General features: G+C 34.6%; 10 protein-coding genes. 3 read left to right on the forward strand and 7 right to left on the reverse strand.

The window, feature by feature from the left end:
• The 3 genes from F6K54_RS20485 to F6K54_RS20495 all read right to left on the reverse strand — a co-directional run.
• Window positions 1-1066 (reverse strand): RNA-guided endonuclease TnpB family protein (locus tag F6K54_RS20485; protein ID WP_293081177.1); only part of this gene is annotated, 1066 nt, incomplete at its 3' end.
• Between the two features lie 162 nt (window positions 1067-1228).
• Window positions 1229-4660 (reverse strand): AAA-like domain-containing protein, encoded by a 3432-nt coding sequence (locus F6K54_RS20490; RefSeq protein ID WP_293081180.1) that lies wholly within the window; start codon window positions 4658-4660, stop codon window positions 1229-1231.
• A gap of 525 nt (window positions 4661-5185) precedes the next feature.
• Window positions 5186-6490: an AAA-like domain-containing protein gene (locus tag F6K54_RS20495; protein WP_293081183.1), complete on the reverse strand. Its 1305-nt coding sequence runs from the start codon at window positions 6488-6490 to the stop codon at window positions 5186-5188.
• 224 nt (window positions 6491-6714) lie between these two features.
• On the opposite strand from F6K54_RS20495, the gene F6K54_RS20500 reads away from it, so the two are divergent.
• Window positions 6715-6984, forward strand: a complete 270-nt coding sequence (locus F6K54_RS20500) for a hypothetical protein (RefSeq protein ID WP_293081186.1) — start codon at window positions 6715-6717, stop codon at window positions 6982-6984.
• A 270-nt stretch (window positions 6985-7254) separates the two neighbouring features.
• Here the strand turns inward: F6K54_RS20500 and F6K54_RS20505 are convergent, their stop codons facing one another.
• The gene (locus F6K54_RS20505) at window positions 7255-8553 is read right to left on the reverse strand and encodes an AAA family ATPase (RefSeq protein ID WP_293081189.1); all 1299 of its coding nucleotides are present in this window, start codon (window positions 8551-8553) and stop codon (window positions 7255-7257) included.
• A gap of 780 nt (window positions 8554-9333) precedes the next feature.
• Between F6K54_RS20505 and F6K54_RS20510 the strand changes: the two genes are divergently transcribed.
• Both F6K54_RS20510 and F6K54_RS20515 read left to right on the forward strand, forming a co-directional pair.
• Window positions 9334-10254, forward strand: coding sequence for a sulfite exporter TauE/SafE family protein (locus F6K54_RS20510; RefSeq protein ID WP_293081192.1), 921 nt, complete (start codon window positions 9334-9336; stop codon window positions 10252-10254).
• Between the two features lie 41 nt (window positions 10255-10295).
• Window positions 10296-10430 (forward strand): hypothetical protein, encoded by a 135-nt coding sequence (locus F6K54_RS20515; RefSeq protein WP_293081195.1) that lies wholly within the window; start codon window positions 10296-10298, stop codon window positions 10428-10430.
• Between the two features lie 1400 nt (window positions 10431-11830).
• Here the strand turns inward: F6K54_RS20515 and F6K54_RS20520 are convergent.
• The 3 genes from F6K54_RS20520 to F6K54_RS20530 all read right to left on the reverse strand — a co-directional run bounded on the left by F6K54_RS20520 (window position 11831) and on the right by F6K54_RS20530 (window position 18958).
• Window positions 11831-11965, reverse strand: coding sequence for a hypothetical protein (locus F6K54_RS20520; protein ID WP_293081198.1), 135 nt, complete (start codon window positions 11963-11965; stop codon window positions 11831-11833).
• A gap of 192 nt (window positions 11966-12157) precedes the next feature.
• Window positions 12158-13834: an FAD-dependent oxidoreductase gene (locus tag F6K54_RS20525; RefSeq protein ID WP_293081200.1), complete on the reverse strand. Its 1677-nt coding sequence runs from the start codon at window positions 13832-13834 to the stop codon at window positions 12158-12160.
• A 1047-nt stretch (window positions 13835-14881) separates the two neighbouring features.
• Entirely contained in the window at window positions 14882-18958 is a 4077-nt protein-coding gene (locus tag F6K54_RS20530; protein WP_293081203.1) for a response regulator, read from the reverse strand.
• Window positions 18959-19736: the final 778 nt, after the last annotated feature.

A 19736-nucleotide genomic window follows, 5' to 3' on the forward strand; every position in this document is an offset into this window, starting at 1 on the left:
TACTTGCGTTTATGTCCCGATCATGGTGAGCTGCACATTCAGGACAATCCCACTCTCTAATATTTAGAGGTAATTTTTCCACTACATGACCACAATTAGAACAACGCTTAGAACTAGGGAAATACCTATCAATCTTAATTAATTGACGACCGTACCATTCTGCTTTGTATTCTAATTGTCTGACTAACTCAGACCAGTTGGCATCACTGATAGCTCTAGCTAGCTTATGATTCTTGACCATGTTTTTTACTGCTAAATCCTCAACCACAACAGTTTGATTTTCTCTGATTAGTTGAGTGGTTAGTTTATGGGTATAGTCAAGTCTTGAATCTTTAATTTTTGCGTGTATCCTAGCTACTTTCAGCCTAGCCTTTTGATAGTTATTAGATCCCTTGGTTTTTCTAGATAGAGATTTTTGAGCCAATCTCAGTTTTTTGTGTAATTTATTGATATTCTTTGGGTTAGAAATTTTTTCTCCATCACTGGTAGTAACTAAACTGGTAATTCCTAAATCAATACCTATTTGTTTAGTTACTGGGTTCAGCTTTAAATCTCTAGGGTCATTGACTCTAAGGGACACTGACCATCTGTTACTGGGGTCAAGTTTTACGGTAATTGTGCTTGGTACACAGTTTTGAGGTATTTGCCTACTCCATCTGATAGGTAATGGTTCAACACATTTAGCTAGATAGACTTGACCATCTTTCCACTTGAACGCTGATTTTGTAAATTCTGCACTACCACCATTGCGCTTTTTCTTAAAGTTGGGATATTTGGCACGTCCACTAAAAAAGTTAGTGAAAGCAGTTTGTAGATGTCTTAAACCTTGCTGTAATGGGACGCTACTGACTTCTGCGAGGAAATCTAAATCCTCCTGCTTTTTCCAGTTCGTCAGCATAGCAGAAGTTTGCTTATACCCTACTCGCTCTTTGTTTTCAGACCAAGCTTGAGTTCTCGCAGCTAAAGCCTTATTGTAGATTAGGCGCACACAACCCAATGTTCTCCGCAACAGGTTTTCCTGTTCTGGAGTAGGATAGAACCTAAACTTGTAAGCTTTTTCAACCATTTACTGCTTGCTAATTCTACGTTGGTATTTTAACATATTCTGTGTGAAACCGCAATATTGATTGGCATTCCCATACGACGCTCCCGTGACCGGAGAGCGCTTGTCTTCTGCCAACATTTAGATAAATGGCTAATTTCTCAAGGATTTTGCTTAAACCTGTCTCTACTTACTTCTGACTTCTAACTTCTCGTTGCCAACATCATCACACAAATGCTTATCGCTTTTACTCAAATCAGGGTTGTTTTCTAGGTAGTCGCCCATCCAGTTGCAAGCCCACTCATGGAGGCGATCGAACTGCCAACCATTCCACAGTTTCACTGTATTGTCATCACTGGCAGTTGCAATAGTCTCTCCATCGGGACTAAATGCTACACCATTGACCCAATTATCATGGCCGGTGAGAGTCTGCAATAATTTGCCCTGACGGTTCCACAGTTTCACTGTTTTGTCATTACTGGCAGTTGCAATAGTTTCTCCATCGGGACTAAATGTTACACTATTGACCGAACTCTCATGGCCAGTGAGAGTTTGCAATAATTTGCCCTGACGATTCCACAACTTCACTGTGTTGTCATCACTGGCAGTTGCAATAGTCTCTCCATCGGGACTAAATGCTACACCATTGACCGAACTCTCATGGTCGATGAGAATTTGCAATAAGCTCCCCTGACAGTTCCACAGTGTCACTGTATTGTCATCACTGGCAGTTGCAATAGTCTCTCCATCGGGACTAAATGCTACACCATTGACCCAACTATCATGGCCTGTGAGAGTCTGCAATAATTTGCCCTGACGGTTCCACAGTTTCACTGTATTGTCATCACTGGCAGTGGCAATAGTCTCTCCATCAGGACTAAATGCTACACCATTGACCCAACTATCATGGCCTGTGAGAGTCTGCAATAATTTGCCCTGACGGTTCCACAGTTTCACTGTATTATCATCACTGGCAGTGGCAATAGTCTCTCCATCGGGACTAAATGCTACACCATTGACCCAACTATCATGGCCTGTGAGAGTCTGCAATAATTTGCCCTGACGGTTCCACAACTTCACTGTATTGTCATCACTGGCAGTTGCAATAGTCTCTCCATCGGGACTAAGTGCTACACTATTGACCGAATTCTCATGGTGGGTGAGAGTCTGCAATAATTGATTCTGACGATTCCACAACTTCACTGTATTGTCATCACTGGCAGTTGCAATAGTTTCTCCATCAGGACTAAATGCTACACCATTGACCGAATTCTCATGGACACCGAGAGTCTCCAATAAACTCCCCTGACGGTTCCACAACTTCACTGTTTTGTCACCACTGATAGTTGCAATAGTCTCTCCATCAGGACTAAATGCTACACTATTGACCGAATTTTCATGCCCACTGAGAGTCTGCAATAATTTGCCTTGACGGTTCCACAACTTCACTGTTTTGTCAACACTGGTAGTTGCAATAGTCTCTCCATCAGGACTAAATGCTACACTATTGACCGAATTTTCATGCCCACTGAGAGTCTGCAATAAAGTTGCCTTAAGGTCCCACAACTTCACTGTTTTGTCATCACTGGCAGTTGCAATAGTCTCTCCATCAGGACTAAATGTTACACCATTGACCGAATTCTCATGGGTAGTGAGAGCCTGCAATAATTGATCCTGAAGGTTCCACAGTTTCACTGTATTGTCATCACTGGTAGTTGCAATAATCTCTCCATTAGGACTAAATGCTACACCATTGACCGAATTCTCATACCCACTGAGAGTCTGCAATAAACTCCCCTGACGGTTCCACAACTTCACTGTATTGTCATCACTGGCAGTTGCAATAGTCTCTTCATCAGGACTAAATGCTACATCATTGACCGAATTCTCATGGCCACTGAGAGTCTGCAATAATTTGCCCTGACGGTTCCATAACTTCACTGTATTGTCATCACTAGCAGTTGCAATAGTCTCTCCATCAGGACTAAATGCTACACCATTGACCGAATTCTTATGCCTCTCAAGATTTTTAAGTTGTCGGTATGATTTTTCATTTACTATATGTACAACTTGCCTGAGATTATTTTTTACTTCAACTTTGCTTTCAGCATGAGGCTGAAATATTGGGTTAGAAGCCATATAAGAGTAAGTTGCACAAATTTTATCTAGGATAAATCGTGGAATATAGCTTCCACCAAAAAAGCTGTTCAGGTTATTTTTACACGAGTCCTCAGGTCGTGGTAGTTGTTTTATAGCTTTCAGAGCTTGCAGCAATGCCTCATAGTTTTTGCCAGACTCAGCAAGTTTTTTAGAAGTAACAATTTTCTCCACTACTTCTGTATTTACGCGTCTAAGACTTACTCGCTGAAATATCACTCCAATCACTCCAATAATAACTAACCCCACGAAAAATATTCGCAATATTTTAAAGTAAAAGTCCCGACATAACTTTGCCAACTTTTGCTCTACCCACTGGAGATAAAATACTTCTTTATAGATATCATTAGCAACCTGCAACTTATTTTGATGTTTGACAACTAAACCTGTGAGGCGGAGTTTCATTTGTTTATAACTTTGATTTGCTGCAATCCCCCCCAACCCCTTCTTAGAAAGGGTGGGCTTTTGTTGTTCTTCTTTTTGTTGTTCTTTTTTTTGTTGTTCTTCTTTTGGTATCGAATCCAAAACCTGCTTATACAACCTCAACAACCGACTTGTCCATTTTTCATCTTCCAAGAGGCGATCGCGAATTGTACGTAAATGTATTGGGTTATCCTGATTTTCCAAATCCCAATTATCAATAATGCCAGTCTTAATCAACTCTGCCACATCGGGAGTACAACTATCATTATTTTTAACTATTATTTGACACAACTTTTGAGTTAAAAAAGGTTGCCCACCAGTCCATTTTAAAACTTCAGCTAATACCTGTTCTGGATTTTCTACCCTATTTTTGAAGCCCGGAATTAAAACCTCCTTTGCTTCATCTAAACTAAAACCTGTTAATTCAATAGATTTACCAATATTAAAAGGAGTACGGTTTCTATCTTGAATTAAATCCGATGGTGTAGCTACTCCCAACAGACAAAATGTCAGACGTTCGTAATCTTGATTATCAACACGCTGATTATAACAAGCACGGATAAAAGCAAAAAAATCATCTTTAAACTCTAGCTTAATCATACTGTCAATTTCATCAACAAATATTACTAGAGTTTGTGATAATTCTGCCAGTAATACATCCTCAATTAACTCTCCCAAACATTGTACCGGATTTGCAGCAGTATGTTCCTGCCACCAATGATCTAATTTTACCTTTCCTCTCAAACGAAATCCTCGTAATAACTCAGAAGCAAATCCTTGATACCAACCATCTTGAGTGGCATAACTGCTAATTTTGTTAAGATCTATAGACGCACATTTTAGCCCTTCTTTTTCAAGCTGTTTTGTTACCTGAACCCGTAAACTAGACTTACCCATTTGTCGTGAATTCAGCACATAACAAAAATCCCTGTTTCTTAAAGCGTCAATTAGCAAGCGATCGCCTTCTCGTTTGACGTAGGTGGGGTGTGTATATTTTAAACTTCCACCGACTTTATAATAGTTAGTAGGTGACAACATATCAAGAATTTAGAATTTAGAATTTAGAATTTAGAATTAGGGACTAGCAAAAAAATAAACTAGAGATTGCTTCGGCTAGGTTGACTCTTTCCGGTTAAGGTTGAGTCTAATATCACCGCCTCGCAATGACAGAAACAGGTTTTTTTTATGTACTAATAATTGGTACTTTATTAAGTTGCAAATCCCTTACCTCTTTTTATAAATAAGAGGATTGGTTAAAAGGATTTTTTTTCTTTTCTTTGTCGATTGAATATGACGAGGAAACCTCGCAATCCCATCCCTTAAAATGGGAGGCTTTCAACCTGAATTATTGAATTATTTAATTATTAATTATTCGGTAATTTAAAAGTGATTAACAACTAATTAATAAGTCGATTTTATCAAAATAATTTGGTCTAAAACCCCACCTTTTAAGGCGAATTATGACTTCTGACTTCTGACTTCTAACTTCGTTAAGTTGGAGCATTGCTCTAATCCCGGTTACAAAAACAACTTCTGACTTCTGACTTCTGACTTCTAACTTCCTTAAAGACGTTCCTGGAAATATATACGATACAAAAGATACCGAGGCATTACTTTGTTTCCTTTTCTAGTAATTAATCCCATACTATATAGTTTATGGGATTGAATAGAATCAATTTGCACTGATTCCCTAGCATTAACTACTTGTCTAAAAGCAGCTTTTAGCTCTGAATTTTCATTTAGTGTATTCAAATGTCGGCGCAAATGTCTTTCATAAATTCCAGCATCAGTAGTAGCATCTTCTAACAATTTTGTTAAGGTAACTTCTTGACGTACTAATTTATCAAATGCCAGTTTGATTAAATAAGGATGACCCCCTACCTTTTCCATTAAAGACTTAATTTCATCCTTAGTTAAATTAAGTTCAAGTTGTTGTGCCCAATTTTTAATTTCTTCTTGATTAAAATCTCTTAACTCTATCAAAGCTTCGACATTAAACGGAGATTTATTCAAGTCTAAGCGTCCATAATCTTCTGTGGAATGAACTACAATTAAACGTAATTTTTCCCAAACATCAATATTATTTGCCTCTTCATGCCAACTCCGTAATAGAGGTAAAAAATCTTGATAAATATCTGGGTAATCAAACAGTTTATCAACATTATCTAGTGCTAAAAGTAGAGGATTTTCCAAATTTTCCATAACTGCTTCTAAATAATTTGTGGCACTGATAGTGTTACCTGTTACATCATTCCAATTTTCAGTTATTCTCGGTAAATTATCTGGCAGATTCTTTTGGATATAAGTACAGAAACACCGCATAAATATATCCAGGCTTTTAAACTTTTCTTTTGGCAATTTTAGGAAATCTAATCTAACAGTACAATAATTTTTTTGCCTAGTATAGTTAACAATTTGGTTTAAAAGTGAAGTTTTGCCCATTTTAGAAGGTGCTTTAATTGGTATTAAAGCCCCCGGTTCTAAGATTTTTTCATAACAAATAGATTCAATTGGTTGTCGTTCAATATAAATAGCATTTTCTGATATTTGACGATTAACTTCAGAATTATTCTTGCTTTTTGATTGCTTTTCTTTCCACTTTCGTTCCAAAGTGCTTTTAAAATTTGTTTTAGATACTTTTTCTCCTAATACTTCTGATAGTCTATCCCATAAATTCTTGCCAATTGCCCTTAGATGGTCTTCAGTATAATTAAAATCCTTTTTCATTTCCCAATAACGAAGGTACTCCCAAGAACCTTTGAAAACTATTTCTTCAGCATCATTAAGGTACTGTTTTTCTTTTTCTTTTAAAACTTCATTTAGAAAATTTTTTGCTATTTCGTAAGTAAATTCAACTTCTAAGTTCATGGATAGTTTAGAAATCTAGACTTTTTACCAATCCTATCATATAAATTGATTTACTATCTAAAATATATAACTCCATACTTTTTCATACTTTTTCATACATTTTTGTGAAACTGCATAAGTTTTCCGTATTTTATATGTCAGTTATTTCCTTACATTTTCCCATTGTTAGTCTAATTATCAAATGTAAATATAGGAGACAACAAAGTAATAAAGGAATTTCAACTATGACTAAATTTAATAATAATCCAAATTCCACTTCTACCACAACGGAACAACCCGTAATTCAAGAACGACTGCGGCAAGCAAAGTTAAGCTTTAATATTGCTCTAAGCTTAACTAGAATTAGTGCGATTATTATTGTAACAATTTTAGGACTTTTTATATCGGGAAAAATCTCTGAAACAACAGCAATAACAGCAAGTGAAATTGCATCAAAACTTGTCATTGTCGGTCTAAAAATGACAAAATATACTAATGAAAGACGTGACAAATAGTAACCTAATTTAAAGAAGAAGATTAGAATAAACTACAGGTAGGGTGAGCAAATTTTTATCCACCCTACTAAAATTACAATAGCAAATATTCTTACTCCTGTAGAAACTCAATGTGACTGGTTAAGAAAGATAGGTTTTATTCATGTTAATTGTTTTATGAAATTGTTTGAACTAGATTTATTTGCTGGTATTAAATCAGAAGTTTAGTAGAAGGAAGACTAGAAATTCAATATGCAAAGTTAACTACTCCTATAATGATTGATTTCTAGGTTAATTTTTACGTATTACACCTTGATTTTTCAAATAATTTCCAACTTCAAAAAAGTCTTCCATCCATAAATCACCTAAAGACGCTCCTTCTGCCACAAATTCTTTAATTCCTCGCATTTCATCAGTACGTTTAGCTTGAGTATAGCCATTTTTTTCTCGATAAAGTACCCATAATTCCTGTGGTTTTAGCCCATCAACAAAAAATGGAGAATGAGTTGTTACCATCAGTTGAGTATTAGCTGAAGCAGCGCGACATTCTTCAGCAAGTTCTGGTAATAAACGAGGATGTAGATGATTTTCTGGTTCTTTAATACCGATAAGTTGTGCTGGATATGGGTCATGTAATACAGTTAGATAAGCTAACATTTTCAAAGTGCCATCGGAGGCAAATTTTGCTAAAATTTGTGTCGCAAAAGGAGCATCTTTTATTTGTAGTAAAAGTCTGCCATCTTGCATAATTGAAGCAGCAACTTTTTCTAAACGTGGAACTCGAAAGGAAAGGATCTCAATAATTTTTTCAAGTCGTTCTGGATGTTGTTCTTTCAGATATTGAATAATATTAGGTAAATTATCACCTGTTGTAGATAATCTTTCTTGAGCACCTGCTTCGGGAATGCTCCGAGTATTATCTGCAGTTAAATAGGAAAGATGCCAACCTGTAATAAATTTTCTTAAGGCACTAACACGAGGATGTTTAGCAAATTTTCCGAGGGTACTTACTGCTAAAAATTCTGGAGATTCTAGTTTTTCAGATATTCTTTCGTCTTGTGCATCAGGCATTTCTCCAGTAGTTACTTTTCCTTCCCCTTCTTTAAAGTCTAAAAACTTAAAAGGTTTTCCTCTTTCAACTCTTCTCCACTGCAACCATTCTTCAGCAACATAAGGACCTTTTGTTCTTTCAGCAATGGCGAGATGATATGTAATTAAAGGAGAATCTTTTGTTTCTCGATATTTAAGTTCAAGTACTATATTTCCTTCAGTATCTCTAGTTCGTAATTCTCGAAATCTACTTCTTTTTTCCCAAGCTTTTCTCAGCCCATCTGTGAAACATTCTGATAAAAAAGCAAAGACATCAAATATTGTGGATTTACCACTACCATTTGGACCTAAAAATACAGTTAATGGGGTGATTTTTTTGAGTTCTAAGTCACGCAGAGCGCGATAATTTTTTACTCGTAGATATTCAATTCTGGGAATAGATTGTTTGGGCATTTTTTCAGATAAATTTCCTTTAATAATATTAAGTTTGCTCTGTTTAAATTTTTCACATTTATCAAGAGTATAATTGAAGGCTTTCAAGGGAAGTCTTTAAATTTAATATTAGACATCTCCAATAATAAAAAATAAAATCAATTATCATAGATAAATCATCAATTATTTCCCTCTACTCTGTAGGGACGTTGCATGCAACGTCCCTACTTTGGTATTTTGCTAAGTATAACATTTGAGAAAAACTAAAATTTTCTGGGGTTAATATTCATCATAATTAAATATCTGTTATAGTTGTGAAATTTCTCATATCAAGTCTCATTAATTAGCCATAATAAATTAGCTATCTTTAGTCATCTTTAGATGACTTCTACTTTGAGCCAAGAAATTTATTTCTTGGCGGATGACATGGCTCGCTTAAGATGACTCTTGAGGAGTATGCCATATTTTTTATCTTTTTATATTGTGGTTAATCAGCGCAACTTAATATCAGCTCTCTATTTTGAAAATAAATTTTGGGCAAGAAGAAAGAATTAGGATACAATAACTGGAGTTTTCCAAATAAGTTCTTTTTAGATATAGGGTTTTCAAATGAAATATCAAACAAGAGTTAGTTATTTACTAACAGTAAAAAGTCTGGCAAACCTTCTTGCCTGTTGCCTAAAAGCGACTAGGTTTTTTACCCAACTCAAATGAAATTACTATAACTTAGGTTATCTATTATAAAAAATTGAAAATTTTAAATTAAATGAGCGAAAAATTTTGGTAGTTACGCCTCCTCTTTCAAGAGAATAAAAAAGAAGATTCTGTATTTCAAGCCTCCTTATTGCAGAGGTACTGATAACTGATAACTGATAACTGATAACTGAAATGACTTTTATAGAATTATTTAGTCTAGCTTTTTCTGGATTATTTGCTGGTGTATTGGCTGGATTTTTAGGTATTGGTGGTGGTACTGTTCTGGTACCTTTATTAGTAACATTAGGATATGAACCAATACAAGCAGTTGCTACTAGCAGTTTATCAATTATAATTACGGCTACTTCTGGTAGTTTTCAAAACTGGAAAATGGGATATTTAAGTATTAATCGAGTGTTAGGAATAGGATTTCCGGCTTTGATTACTGCTCAGTTGGGGGTATATTTTGCCAATTTATTTCCTTCTCGTTGGTTGTTATTTGCTTTTGGATTATTTCTAGCTTTGAATATCTATTTAGTGGAGTTTCGTAAACAAATAACGATGAAGAAAAAGCAAGAGGAAGAATTACAAAATAATCGGCAGGAAAATCTTCAAGTCAAACCAGAAAATACTAATCATCAAGATTTTGTTGTGGAATTTATGTTGCCATTTACTCCCCATCCTTTACCACTAATATTTGAGAAAATAGTCAAAGAAATAAATTATCAACTTCCAGATAAATATATGAAGGTTATTGCTAGAGTTTTTACTGGTAGTTTGGCTGGATTATTAGCAGGTGTATTTGGTGTGGGAGGTGGTGTAATTATAGTACCTTTGCAAATATTATTATTAGGTGAAAGTATTAAGGTAGCTATTCAAACTAGCTTGGGAGTGATTGTAATTACGGCTTTTTCTGCTTGTATAGGTCATGCAATTAGGGGTAATGTTTTATGGGAACCAGGAGTATTATTAGGATTTGGTGGTTTATTAGGTGTTCAATTTAGTACGAGATTTCTGCCTAGATTACCAGACAAAATTATCAGTTTAGCTTTTCGTGGATTATTAGCAATTCTATCAATTTATATTTTTGGGCAAGCCATTATCAATGAATAATGAATAATGAATAATGAATAATGAATAATGAATAATGAATAATGAATAATTCTGGTTTAAAGCCTCCCTCTTTTAAGGGAAAAAAAAAAGAAATAATATTTCCTTATATTCAATCAAGAGCGGTTTTAACCAGAGGTAATTATCAATTATCCATTATCAATGGCTTTGTTGCATGAAAGTATATAGCTGCGACTAGACTCCAGAGATGTACTTCATAATGCGCGGAAACTGCTGTAATTATTGGACAATAGATAAATCCAACATCAATCTGCTGAAACTTAGCGATCGCTTGACTCTAACTATATCTAAACTCAACATAACTATTGGACAATAGATAAATCAAACATCAATCTGCTGAAACTTAGCGATCGCTTGACTCTAACTATATCTAAACTCGACATAACTATTGGACAATAGATAAATCAAACATTAATCTGCTGAAACTTAGCGATCGCTTGACTCTAACTATATCTAAACTCAAGATAACTATTGGACAATAGATAAATCAAACATCAATCTGCTGAAACTCAGCGATCGCTTCATCTGACTATATCTAAACTCCAGATAACTATTGGACAATAGATAAATTAAACATCAATCTGCTGAAACTGAGCGATCGCTTGACTGTGACTGTATCTAAATTCAAGATAACTATTGGACAATAGATAAATTAAACATCAATCTGCTGAAACTGAGCGATCGCTTGACTGTGACTGTATCTAAACTCAACATAACTATTGGACAATAGATAAATCAAATATCAATCTGCTGAAACTGAGCGATCGCTTGACTGTGACTGTATCTAAACTCAACATAACTATTGGACAATAGATAAATCAAATATCAATCTGCTGAAACTGAGCGATCGCTTTTCTCTGACATCTAAACTCCAGATAACTATTGGACAATAGATAAATTAAACATCAATCTGCTGAAACTGAGCGATCGCTTGACTGTGACTGTATCTAAACTCAACATAACTATTGGACAATAGATAAATCAAATATCAATCTTCTGAAACTGAGCGATCGCTTCCTCTGACTATATCTAAACTCAACATAACTATTGGACAATAGATAAATCAAACATTAATCTTCTGAAACTGAGCGATCGCTTGACTGTGACTGTATCTAAATTCAAGATAACTATTGGACAATAGATAAATTAAACATCAATCTGCTGAAACTGAGCGATCGCTTGACTGTGACTGTATCTAAATTCAAGATAACTATTGGACAATAGATAAATTAAACATCAATCTGCTGAAACTGAGCGATCGCTTGACTGTGACTATATCTAGGGTTTGCTGAAAAAGTCTTTTAGTAGGGGTAGGAGACAGGAGACAGGAGACAGGAGACAGGAGAAATAGGAATGAGCGAGGAGGTAGTCGGAAAAATTGTCCCTTGATTTTTCTGCCCAACTATGCGCCTAAAATACTTACTTTTTGAGCATGAAGAGCTGATTCCCAGGCACTTTTTTCAAACCCAAAAAGGCTAAAATCTTTATATGTCAATGCTTTTCGATTTAATCAGCAAGCCCTATCTAAACTCAAGATAACTATTGGACAATAGATAAATTAAACATTAATCTCCTGAAACTGAGCGATCGCTTGACTGTGACTATATCTAAACTCAACATAACTATTGGACAATAGATACATCAATCTGCTGAAACTCAGCGATCGCTTGACTCTAACTATATCTAAACTCAAGATAACTATTGGACAATAGATAAATCCAACATCAATCTCCCTCAACTGAGCGATCGCTTGACTGTGACTGTATATAAATAAACATAACTATTGGACAATAGATAAATTAAACATCAATACGGACGTTGCATGCAACGTCCCTACCCACTCCCCTACTCCCCCACTCCCCCACTCCCCTACTCCCCTACTCCCCTAATTCACATGATTATAATTTCTACCTCCTATTCTATTTTCACCTCTTAATTTTGTATGTTTACCAGTTAAAGTTTCTAATTTTTCCCGAACTTCAGCAGAGGTAATTTGATTCAAAGGTATACCTTTTTGATTTGCTATAGCTGCTGCTACTCCGATTGCTTGTCCTTGATAAATACTCATAGTTTGAATTCTTGCTACTGCTACGGCAATTCCTATATATCCAGATGAGCGTCCGACAACTGCTAAATTATTCACATTTTTAGCTAAAGCACTTTCAATTCCAAAGTTATATCTCGGCAGAGGTAAATAATTAATACCTAAACCTTTAACACCACCCCGAAAATCAAATTCATAAGAAAAAGTACCAATAGAATTTTCTGCTGAAGTGCCTCCTTGAAGAATTTCCTTTCCTGTCAATGGATCGACAACATCCATAATATTTAAACTATGTCTAATATAAACTTCTGAAGGTAAAATTACTTTGACATCTTTCCCTGACATTTTTCTCAACCAAGCTTCAATTTCCTGCATTTCTGTAATCATTTCTTGAGTTGGTTGAAAGTTATTATTTTCTATTTCTCTCACTTTTTGACTGTTATATTTAAACAAAAATCCATTCAAAGATAATTCCCGTTTACCCACACGACAAATATTCAGTTTATCAAATAAGAATATTGATGATAAATCTAGATTAAATGAGTATTTTCTATGAATATGATAAGCCCCTGCTAAAGCAATACTTCTGTTAATATAGCCATCTTTATATGTTTTAATTATTGGCAATCTAAATTTTGCAAGGGTAAATTCAGCATTTGTGGGTGCTTGTTCTGCTTGAATTTTTGTCTTTATTTTTGCCATTTTTTGACGGTTATACAGTATTTTTGATTCTATTTTTTTGAATTCGTAAATACTTAAACCAGTCACTGTGGGAACAATAGAAGTTGCGATAGTTTCATCCCGTAGTTTTGGATTTTGTGATGCAAATCCTAAAGAGTAAGGTACACCTGCTTTTCTTGCTAATTCTGCATCTTGAGTTGTGTCTATAAATGCACCAGCTTTGACTCTAATATTTGTGTCGTTTATCTGTACAAATTTAATTTTTTTATTTTCGACATAAGGTGTAATCGAAGCATGAGAAATAACTACAATTCCTGCCTCTTCTAACATTTCTTTCATTGCTTTTGTTCCTTTGTCTGGAGCAACACAAGCTTCGACAACTTTTGCTTTTTTCAAAAAGTTAAGAAAGCACTGAGAATATGGTCGATTTTGCCAACCTGGTGTTTTATCATAGTCTAAATAAGCTAATCCACTTCGTGTTAGTAAACCACCTAGAGGTGCATTCTCAGAATTGGAACGTATTAATACTACTTTGCCTGTATTTCCTAATATTTTTTTTGCCCAGATAGCGGCACATATTCCTTGAAGTTCATCTCCATAAATTACGATGTCGAAATTTTTATAAGTTGGTGGTGGAGGTTTTGGTGGTTTAGATAGTGAGGGTGCAGTAGCTGCAATGGTAAGTGAGTTTTTGCTGGTCTTTGTTGTTGTTAATTTCTGCCAAAATGTGGAGATAAAATTATTACTAACTTGAGGTAAGTATTGAGCAGCGCTTAATGGAATTAATGAGAGAAGTGCTGTGATTAAAATTAATTTTTTTGGGGACTCAGAAGACATAATATTTTGAGTATTTAGAGAAAATAATATAACAGGGAATAGGGAACAGGGAACAGGGAATAGAAATAAAGATAGGTATACCTCATTAATCTGAGAAACGCTATATTGATTGACAATTTTTATCTGTCAGGTGGGCAAATTCTATCAAAATTACTATATCACTATATATTAGATATCTCCAGAAAAGAGGGAATAGAGAACAGGGAAAAATAATTGATAGTTTATAGATAAGAGTTGATTTTATTTTTGATTTTTGGAGATATCTATTGCTAAGATTAAACATTTTTGGTGGTGGTGCATTGCAATTATTTTTGCTACCAGATACGGTAGTGGGAGCATCTTGCTCCCTCGCAGACAGGATGAGGATGGGTAGGACAGGATACTCGCACTAGGTATTGCTTGTTCCTATTTAGGGTTTGCTGATTAAATATAAAAGCATTGACATATAAAGGTTGAGCGCATTTTTTAGTTGAAAAAAGTCTAAGCTTAATGGTCGTAATGGTTCAAAAAATTAACATTTTAGGCAAGAGTTGTGCAGAAAAATCAAGGGACTATTCTTCCTCCTACCTCCTCTATAATTCCCCTAACTCCTGACTCCTGACTCCTGACTCCTACCCTCACCCATAAGACTTTTTCAGCAAACTCTATTTAGCATTACGCGAGCAGGACTAATATCATGTCCGGTTGAATACTTATTATTAAAATAGTAGGAGAGCGGGGGAGTAGGGGAGTAGGGGAGTAGGGGAGTAGGGAAAATAGAAAGATTTAGTGTTTAAGCAAGAGGATAAGTTTTTTCCAGATCGCTCTTATCCGGACATGATATAATATCATCAGGACTTACGCAGAACTACCATATCTAGTAGGGGCAAATAGCCATTCTCCGCTACAGATGGTGTATAATTTGATATTTTGCGTAAGTCCTGATCGTGTCCGTTGGTATCGTTTGTGTAAACCCAAGGGTGAATATCTACAGGAAATTTAAGTTTTTTTCTCCCTCTTCCTTCTTCCTTCCTTCCTTCTTCCTTCTTCCTTCTTCCTTCTTCCTTCTTATAGAAACTTAATTAACTCTTTTCTAGCTTCTTCATAACGCTCTTCCAATAACTGCACTAATTGCTCGATATCTGCAAAATCTTGATTTTTAGCCTTAGCTTCCAACTGTCGGCAAACCTCTACTACACCTATAGCTCCTAAAGTAGCACTACCACCTTTGAGAGTATGAGCAGAATGTTTCAAACATTTAGCATTCTCCTCAGCGATCGCTTGTTTAATTTCTGTAAGACGTCGGGGTGCTTCCCGGTCTAAATATAGGTGTGTCATTTTCTTGACTAACTCAGGTTTAGTTTCTGCCATAGAGACGATCATTGCAGTTCGATCAATTATTTTACTGCTGGAAGTAGTATCGTTAATCTTAGTGTGTTTTGTTCCCCACTTTTCTAGCATTTGTTGCATAACTTGAATTTTTACCGGTTTGCTAACATAGTCATCCATTCCTGCTTGCAAACATTCATCTCGATCATCTTGCATCGCATTAGCAGTCATGGCAATAATTTTTGGGCGTGTTTCTGATGGCAACTGCTTAATAATTTCGCGAGTCGCTTCTAAACCATCCATTTCTGGCATTTGTACATCCATAAGTATAATGTCATAATTTTTGTTTTTACAAGCTGCGATCGCATCTATACCATTATTTACTACATCAATTTTGTAGCCCATTTTTTCTAATATTGCTAAAGCAAATTCTTGATTAATTACATTATCTTCTGCCAGCAATATTTTTAAAGGTAAATTTTCTGCTAATTTCTGGTCAATTTTTACTTGTTTTGTTGGTTGTTTTTTATATGACTGTTTAACAGTAGCAAAAATATCCACTATAGTTTTCAATAAAGTAGACTGTTTAACGGGTTTAGAAATATAGGCGGAAAAAATTTGATTTATCAAATCAACATCTTCATTATACTTCCCGAGAGAAGTTAGTAAAATTAGTGGTAATTCATCTTGAGATTTAAATTTTCGTACTTCAAAACCTAGAGTTAAACCATCCATTTCTGGCATTGCCATATCGAGAATTGCCAGATCGAATAAGTCTCCTCTTTCTATCCATGAAATTGCTTCTTTAGGATTATCTGTAGCAAAAGGTAACATTTGCCATTGTTGGCATTGCCAGATTAAAATTTCCAGATTAGTTTGATTATCATCTACCAGTAATACTCGCTTATTTTTTATTTCTGGAGTTTGTTTATTTAGATATCGTTTTGGTTGTGCTGGAGCTGCTTTAGTTTGGATAGTAAATGAAAATTTACTACCTTTGCCAACTTCACTTTCAACAGAAAAATTTCCTCCCATTAATTTGACTAAGCGACTGCATATAGCTAACCCTAAACCTGTACCTCCATATCTACGAGTAGTGGAAGAATCTCCTTGAGAAAAAGGTTTAAATAAACGATTCATTTGTTCTTCATTCATGCCAATTCCTGTATCGCTTACGGAAATATGTAGTCCGATATTTTTATTATTAGTATTGATGCTATTACCATTGATTTTTTCTTGTGAAACTTGGATATAAACTTCTCCTGATTCTGTAAACTTAATTCCGTTGTTAACAAGATTCATTAAAATCTGATTAATTCTAGTTTCGTCGCCAATAATATAAGCAGGAACATCTGGGTCTACTAAGTATAATAAATCAATATTTTTTTCCTCAACTTTTATTGCCAAAACATCATAAACATTTTCAATACAGGCACGAATATCTACAGGTCGATTTTCTATGTCTAATTTGCCAGATTCAATTTTTGAGAAATCAAGAATATCGTTAATTACAGTTAATAATGTGTTCCCACTAATATCTATAGTTCTGACATATTTTTGTTGTTCGGGAGTAAGTTCTGTTGATGCTAATAGTTGTGTCATTCCTAAAACTCCATTCATAGGAGTTCTAACTTCGTGACTCATTGTTGCTAGGAATTGAGATTTTGCTCTAGTCGCTTGCTCCGCTAATTCTTTTGCTTGTTTTAGTTCTTCTTCCCCTTCTTTACGTTGGGAAATATCACGACTAACTCCGATAATTCCGATTAGTTTTCCTTCTTCATTTAATAAAGGACTAATCAAAGTATCAACTGCATAAAATGAGCCATCAGGATATTTTAAAACTTCTTCATATTGATAAGTTTCAGGTGAATTTAGTATTTTTGCACAGTAAAAACGACTCGTTTCAATTAAATCTGGAGAGAACAAATCTAAATCTGTTTTTCCAATAATTTCTTCTCTACTTTTGCCTAAATATTGCTCAAAAGCTTTATTACAAGCCAAGTAAGTTCCATTGACATCCATATAAAATATGATATCTGGAATTGAGTCAATTAAAACTCGCAATAATTTTCTTTCTTTTCTCAATTCTTGTTGAGCCAGCCTGGTTTCTGTAATATCATTGGTTACAGTAAGTATATACTTTTCACCATCAATTTCTATAACTTCTGCTGACAATAAAACTGTTTTGATTACGCCATCTTTAGTTTGGATATCAAGTTTATAATTCCGAATTATCCCTTTTTCTTCTAACATATTTAATAAGTGACGCTCTGAAAAATCAGGCAAAAGATTCAAATCCTCTACTGTAGAATTAATCACTTCTTCTAGAGTGTAATTTGTCAATTTCAAGAAACTTTCATTAACTTCAATATATCTTTGGTCTTCAAGACGTTTAAGAGTAATTGCATGATAAGTGCTGCGAAAAGCTGTAGAGAATTTTTCTTCTGATATTCGTAGCTCTTTAGTCCTTTCTTCAACCCGCTGCTCTAGTTCTTCATTTGTATGTTTTAAGACAGTAAATGATTCCCTTAGTTGCTCGATCATTTGATTAAAAGATTGAGCTAAAATTGCCAGCTCTTTAATCCAAACAATATTCAGATGTTGGTCTAATTTACCATTAGCAATTTCTTGAGAAACTTGGCTCAAATTTTGAATTGGTCGTGTAATCGAACGAGTAGTAAAATAACCGAGGACTAAGGCCGCTACTAATGCTAAAATCAATAATCTAATTGTGCGTTTAGTGTTCTGATTAATCTCTTCTAAAAAGTCTGACTCTGGCTGCACTACCAAAATCAGTAATTCCCAATCACCTTGAGTCTTAATGTGATTTATTTCAACAAAATGTTTTTCTTCCTCTATAGTAATTTTTAAATTTTTATCTTGATTAATTGCCAAAAAATTACCAAAATTATCTAGTAAATATTTAGTTGTTTCTCTAATTAATGGATTTCTACTATTTATTGCATGAATTCGTTCGATACCATTAACTGTTACTTGAAATGGTAATTCTTCTCCGGAAGTTGCAAACAGTTTGCCAGCATCATCAACAATAAAAACTTCCCCTGTACCAGATTTACTAATGTCTATATCGCGCAGAAAACCACTTAATGAAACTAAGCTTAAATCTGTTGCTAATATACCTTGAATATTTTCTTTTTCTGTGTAGATAGGAACCATTAAGCTAGTAACTAATATCGGTCGTCTAATATCAGTATAAATGGGAGACCAAACAGGTTCACCAATTCTACCCGATTTTTTTTTACTAACATTTTGAATCACTGATTGATACCAAGGACGAGTACGAGGATCGTATTCTTTACTCTCAATAAAATCTCCCTTTTTGCCTTCTTTATTTAATTGATAAAATGTTAATCTTGGGATTTTTGGTTTGTCTAAAATCCAGAGAATTCCTGTACCATCTTCTTTTTTTTCAACCCCAAGAAATTCTCCTTGTTCATTTGCATAGTAAATAAAAGGAACTGACTCGTATAGTTGTACTTGTTCCCATAAATAGCGTTGAAGTTTAGGAAAGTCTTCTAAATCTAGTTCGCCAGTTTTTACTACAGAACTATGAATTTTCATAAATAAATATGGAACTTTTGTATAAGTTTTTGTCCGTTCTTCTACCCGACTACTAATTTCTTTTTGGAGCTGATTAACAATTTCATTAACTGCTGTTTGGCTATTAACTAATGATAACCATCCTAATATGCTAATAAAAGCACATATTTGTAATACTACTGGTAAAGTAAGAACCAAACGTAATGGGAGTTGTTTTTTTATTCTGGGATGAAATAGTTGATTAAATTTTGCCATTATATTATATGATTTTCGGTTAAATACTTACACTTTGGAGGAAGTAAGACAGAAGGCAGAAGGCAGAAGGCAGAAGGGAAAAAAAGGTTTAAGGCCAGAAGTTTTTTTATAACTGATTATCCGTTAAGGTTAGCTGAAAACCTTTTTTTTATAAGTTTTAATTCTCCTTGGAGACTAATACCAAATTGATAAATGTTTGCTACAAATAGTTAGGGTATTTATTTTAATTTATAATTGAGAATTTAGAATGCAGAATGGATAGATTTAATACCATTTTTGACATTGCAAATTACCTTTTTCGTGAAACAGACTTTATCTGAAAGTCTTTTTTATGGTGCTTATTATTCGTAACATTCTTTTTTCAAATTGGTATAATTCCTCTTTTGACTTGACAATGAGCTAATAATTCATAGCTGATAGCTGATAGCTAACGGCTGAATGCTTACAATATATAGCAATGAGCGCTGGTATATTTACAAATTGCAGGAGGGGCCAAATAGCTAAAAGTCTTATATTATCAGCAATTCATTCCCCCAGATGAGCTGTTGCTTTCCGGAGCTGTTGCCTGCGCACAGCGCTATAAGTAGGGCTTGCTGAATAAATATTAAAGTTTTGACAGGTAAAGGTTTTACCCTTTTCAGGTACTAATAAAGTACCAGCTTTTAGGTAGTAATGGTTCAAAAATCTAAGATTTTCGGCATTTCGAGGGGTAGAAAATCACTTTTACGATTCTTCTGACTACTTCTTCTATAATTCCCATTCCTCCTGAATTCACCGA

This window comes from Okeania sp. SIO3B5 (genome assembly GCF_010692555.1).
In the GTDB taxonomy this organism is placed as follows: Bacteria; Cyanobacteriota; Cyanobacteriia; order Cyanobacteriales; family Microcoleaceae; genus Okeania.

What these genes read in the sequence shown, in the direction of transcription:
- F6K54_RS20490 (WP_293081180.1), bottom strand. Translation starts at nt 4,660, where the DNA reads ATGTTGTCACCTACTAACTATTATAAAGTCGGTGGAAGTTTAAAATAT.
- F6K54_RS20495 (WP_293081183.1), bottom strand. Translation starts at nt 6,490, where the DNA reads ATGAACTTAGAAGTTGAATTTACTTACGAAATAGCAAAAAATTTTCTA.
- F6K54_RS20500 (WP_293081186.1), top strand. Translation starts at nt 6,715, where the DNA reads ATGACTAAATTTAATAATAATCCAAATTCCACTTCTACCACAACGGAA.
- F6K54_RS20510 (WP_293081192.1), top strand. Translation starts at nt 9,334, where the DNA reads ATGACTTTTATAGAATTATTTAGTCTAGCTTTTTCTGGATTATTTGCT.
- F6K54_RS20515 (WP_293081195.1), top strand. Translation starts at nt 10,296, where the DNA reads ATGAATAATTCTGGTTTAAAGCCTCCCTCTTTTAAGGGAAAAAAAAAA.
- F6K54_RS20525 (WP_293081200.1), bottom strand. Translation starts at nt 13,834, where the DNA reads ATGTCTTCTGAGTCCCCAAAAAAATTAATTTTAATCACAGCACTTCTC.
- F6K54_RS20530 (WP_293081203.1), bottom strand. Translation starts at nt 18,958, where the DNA reads ATGGCAAAATTTAATCAACTATTTCATCCCAGAATAAAAAAACAACTC.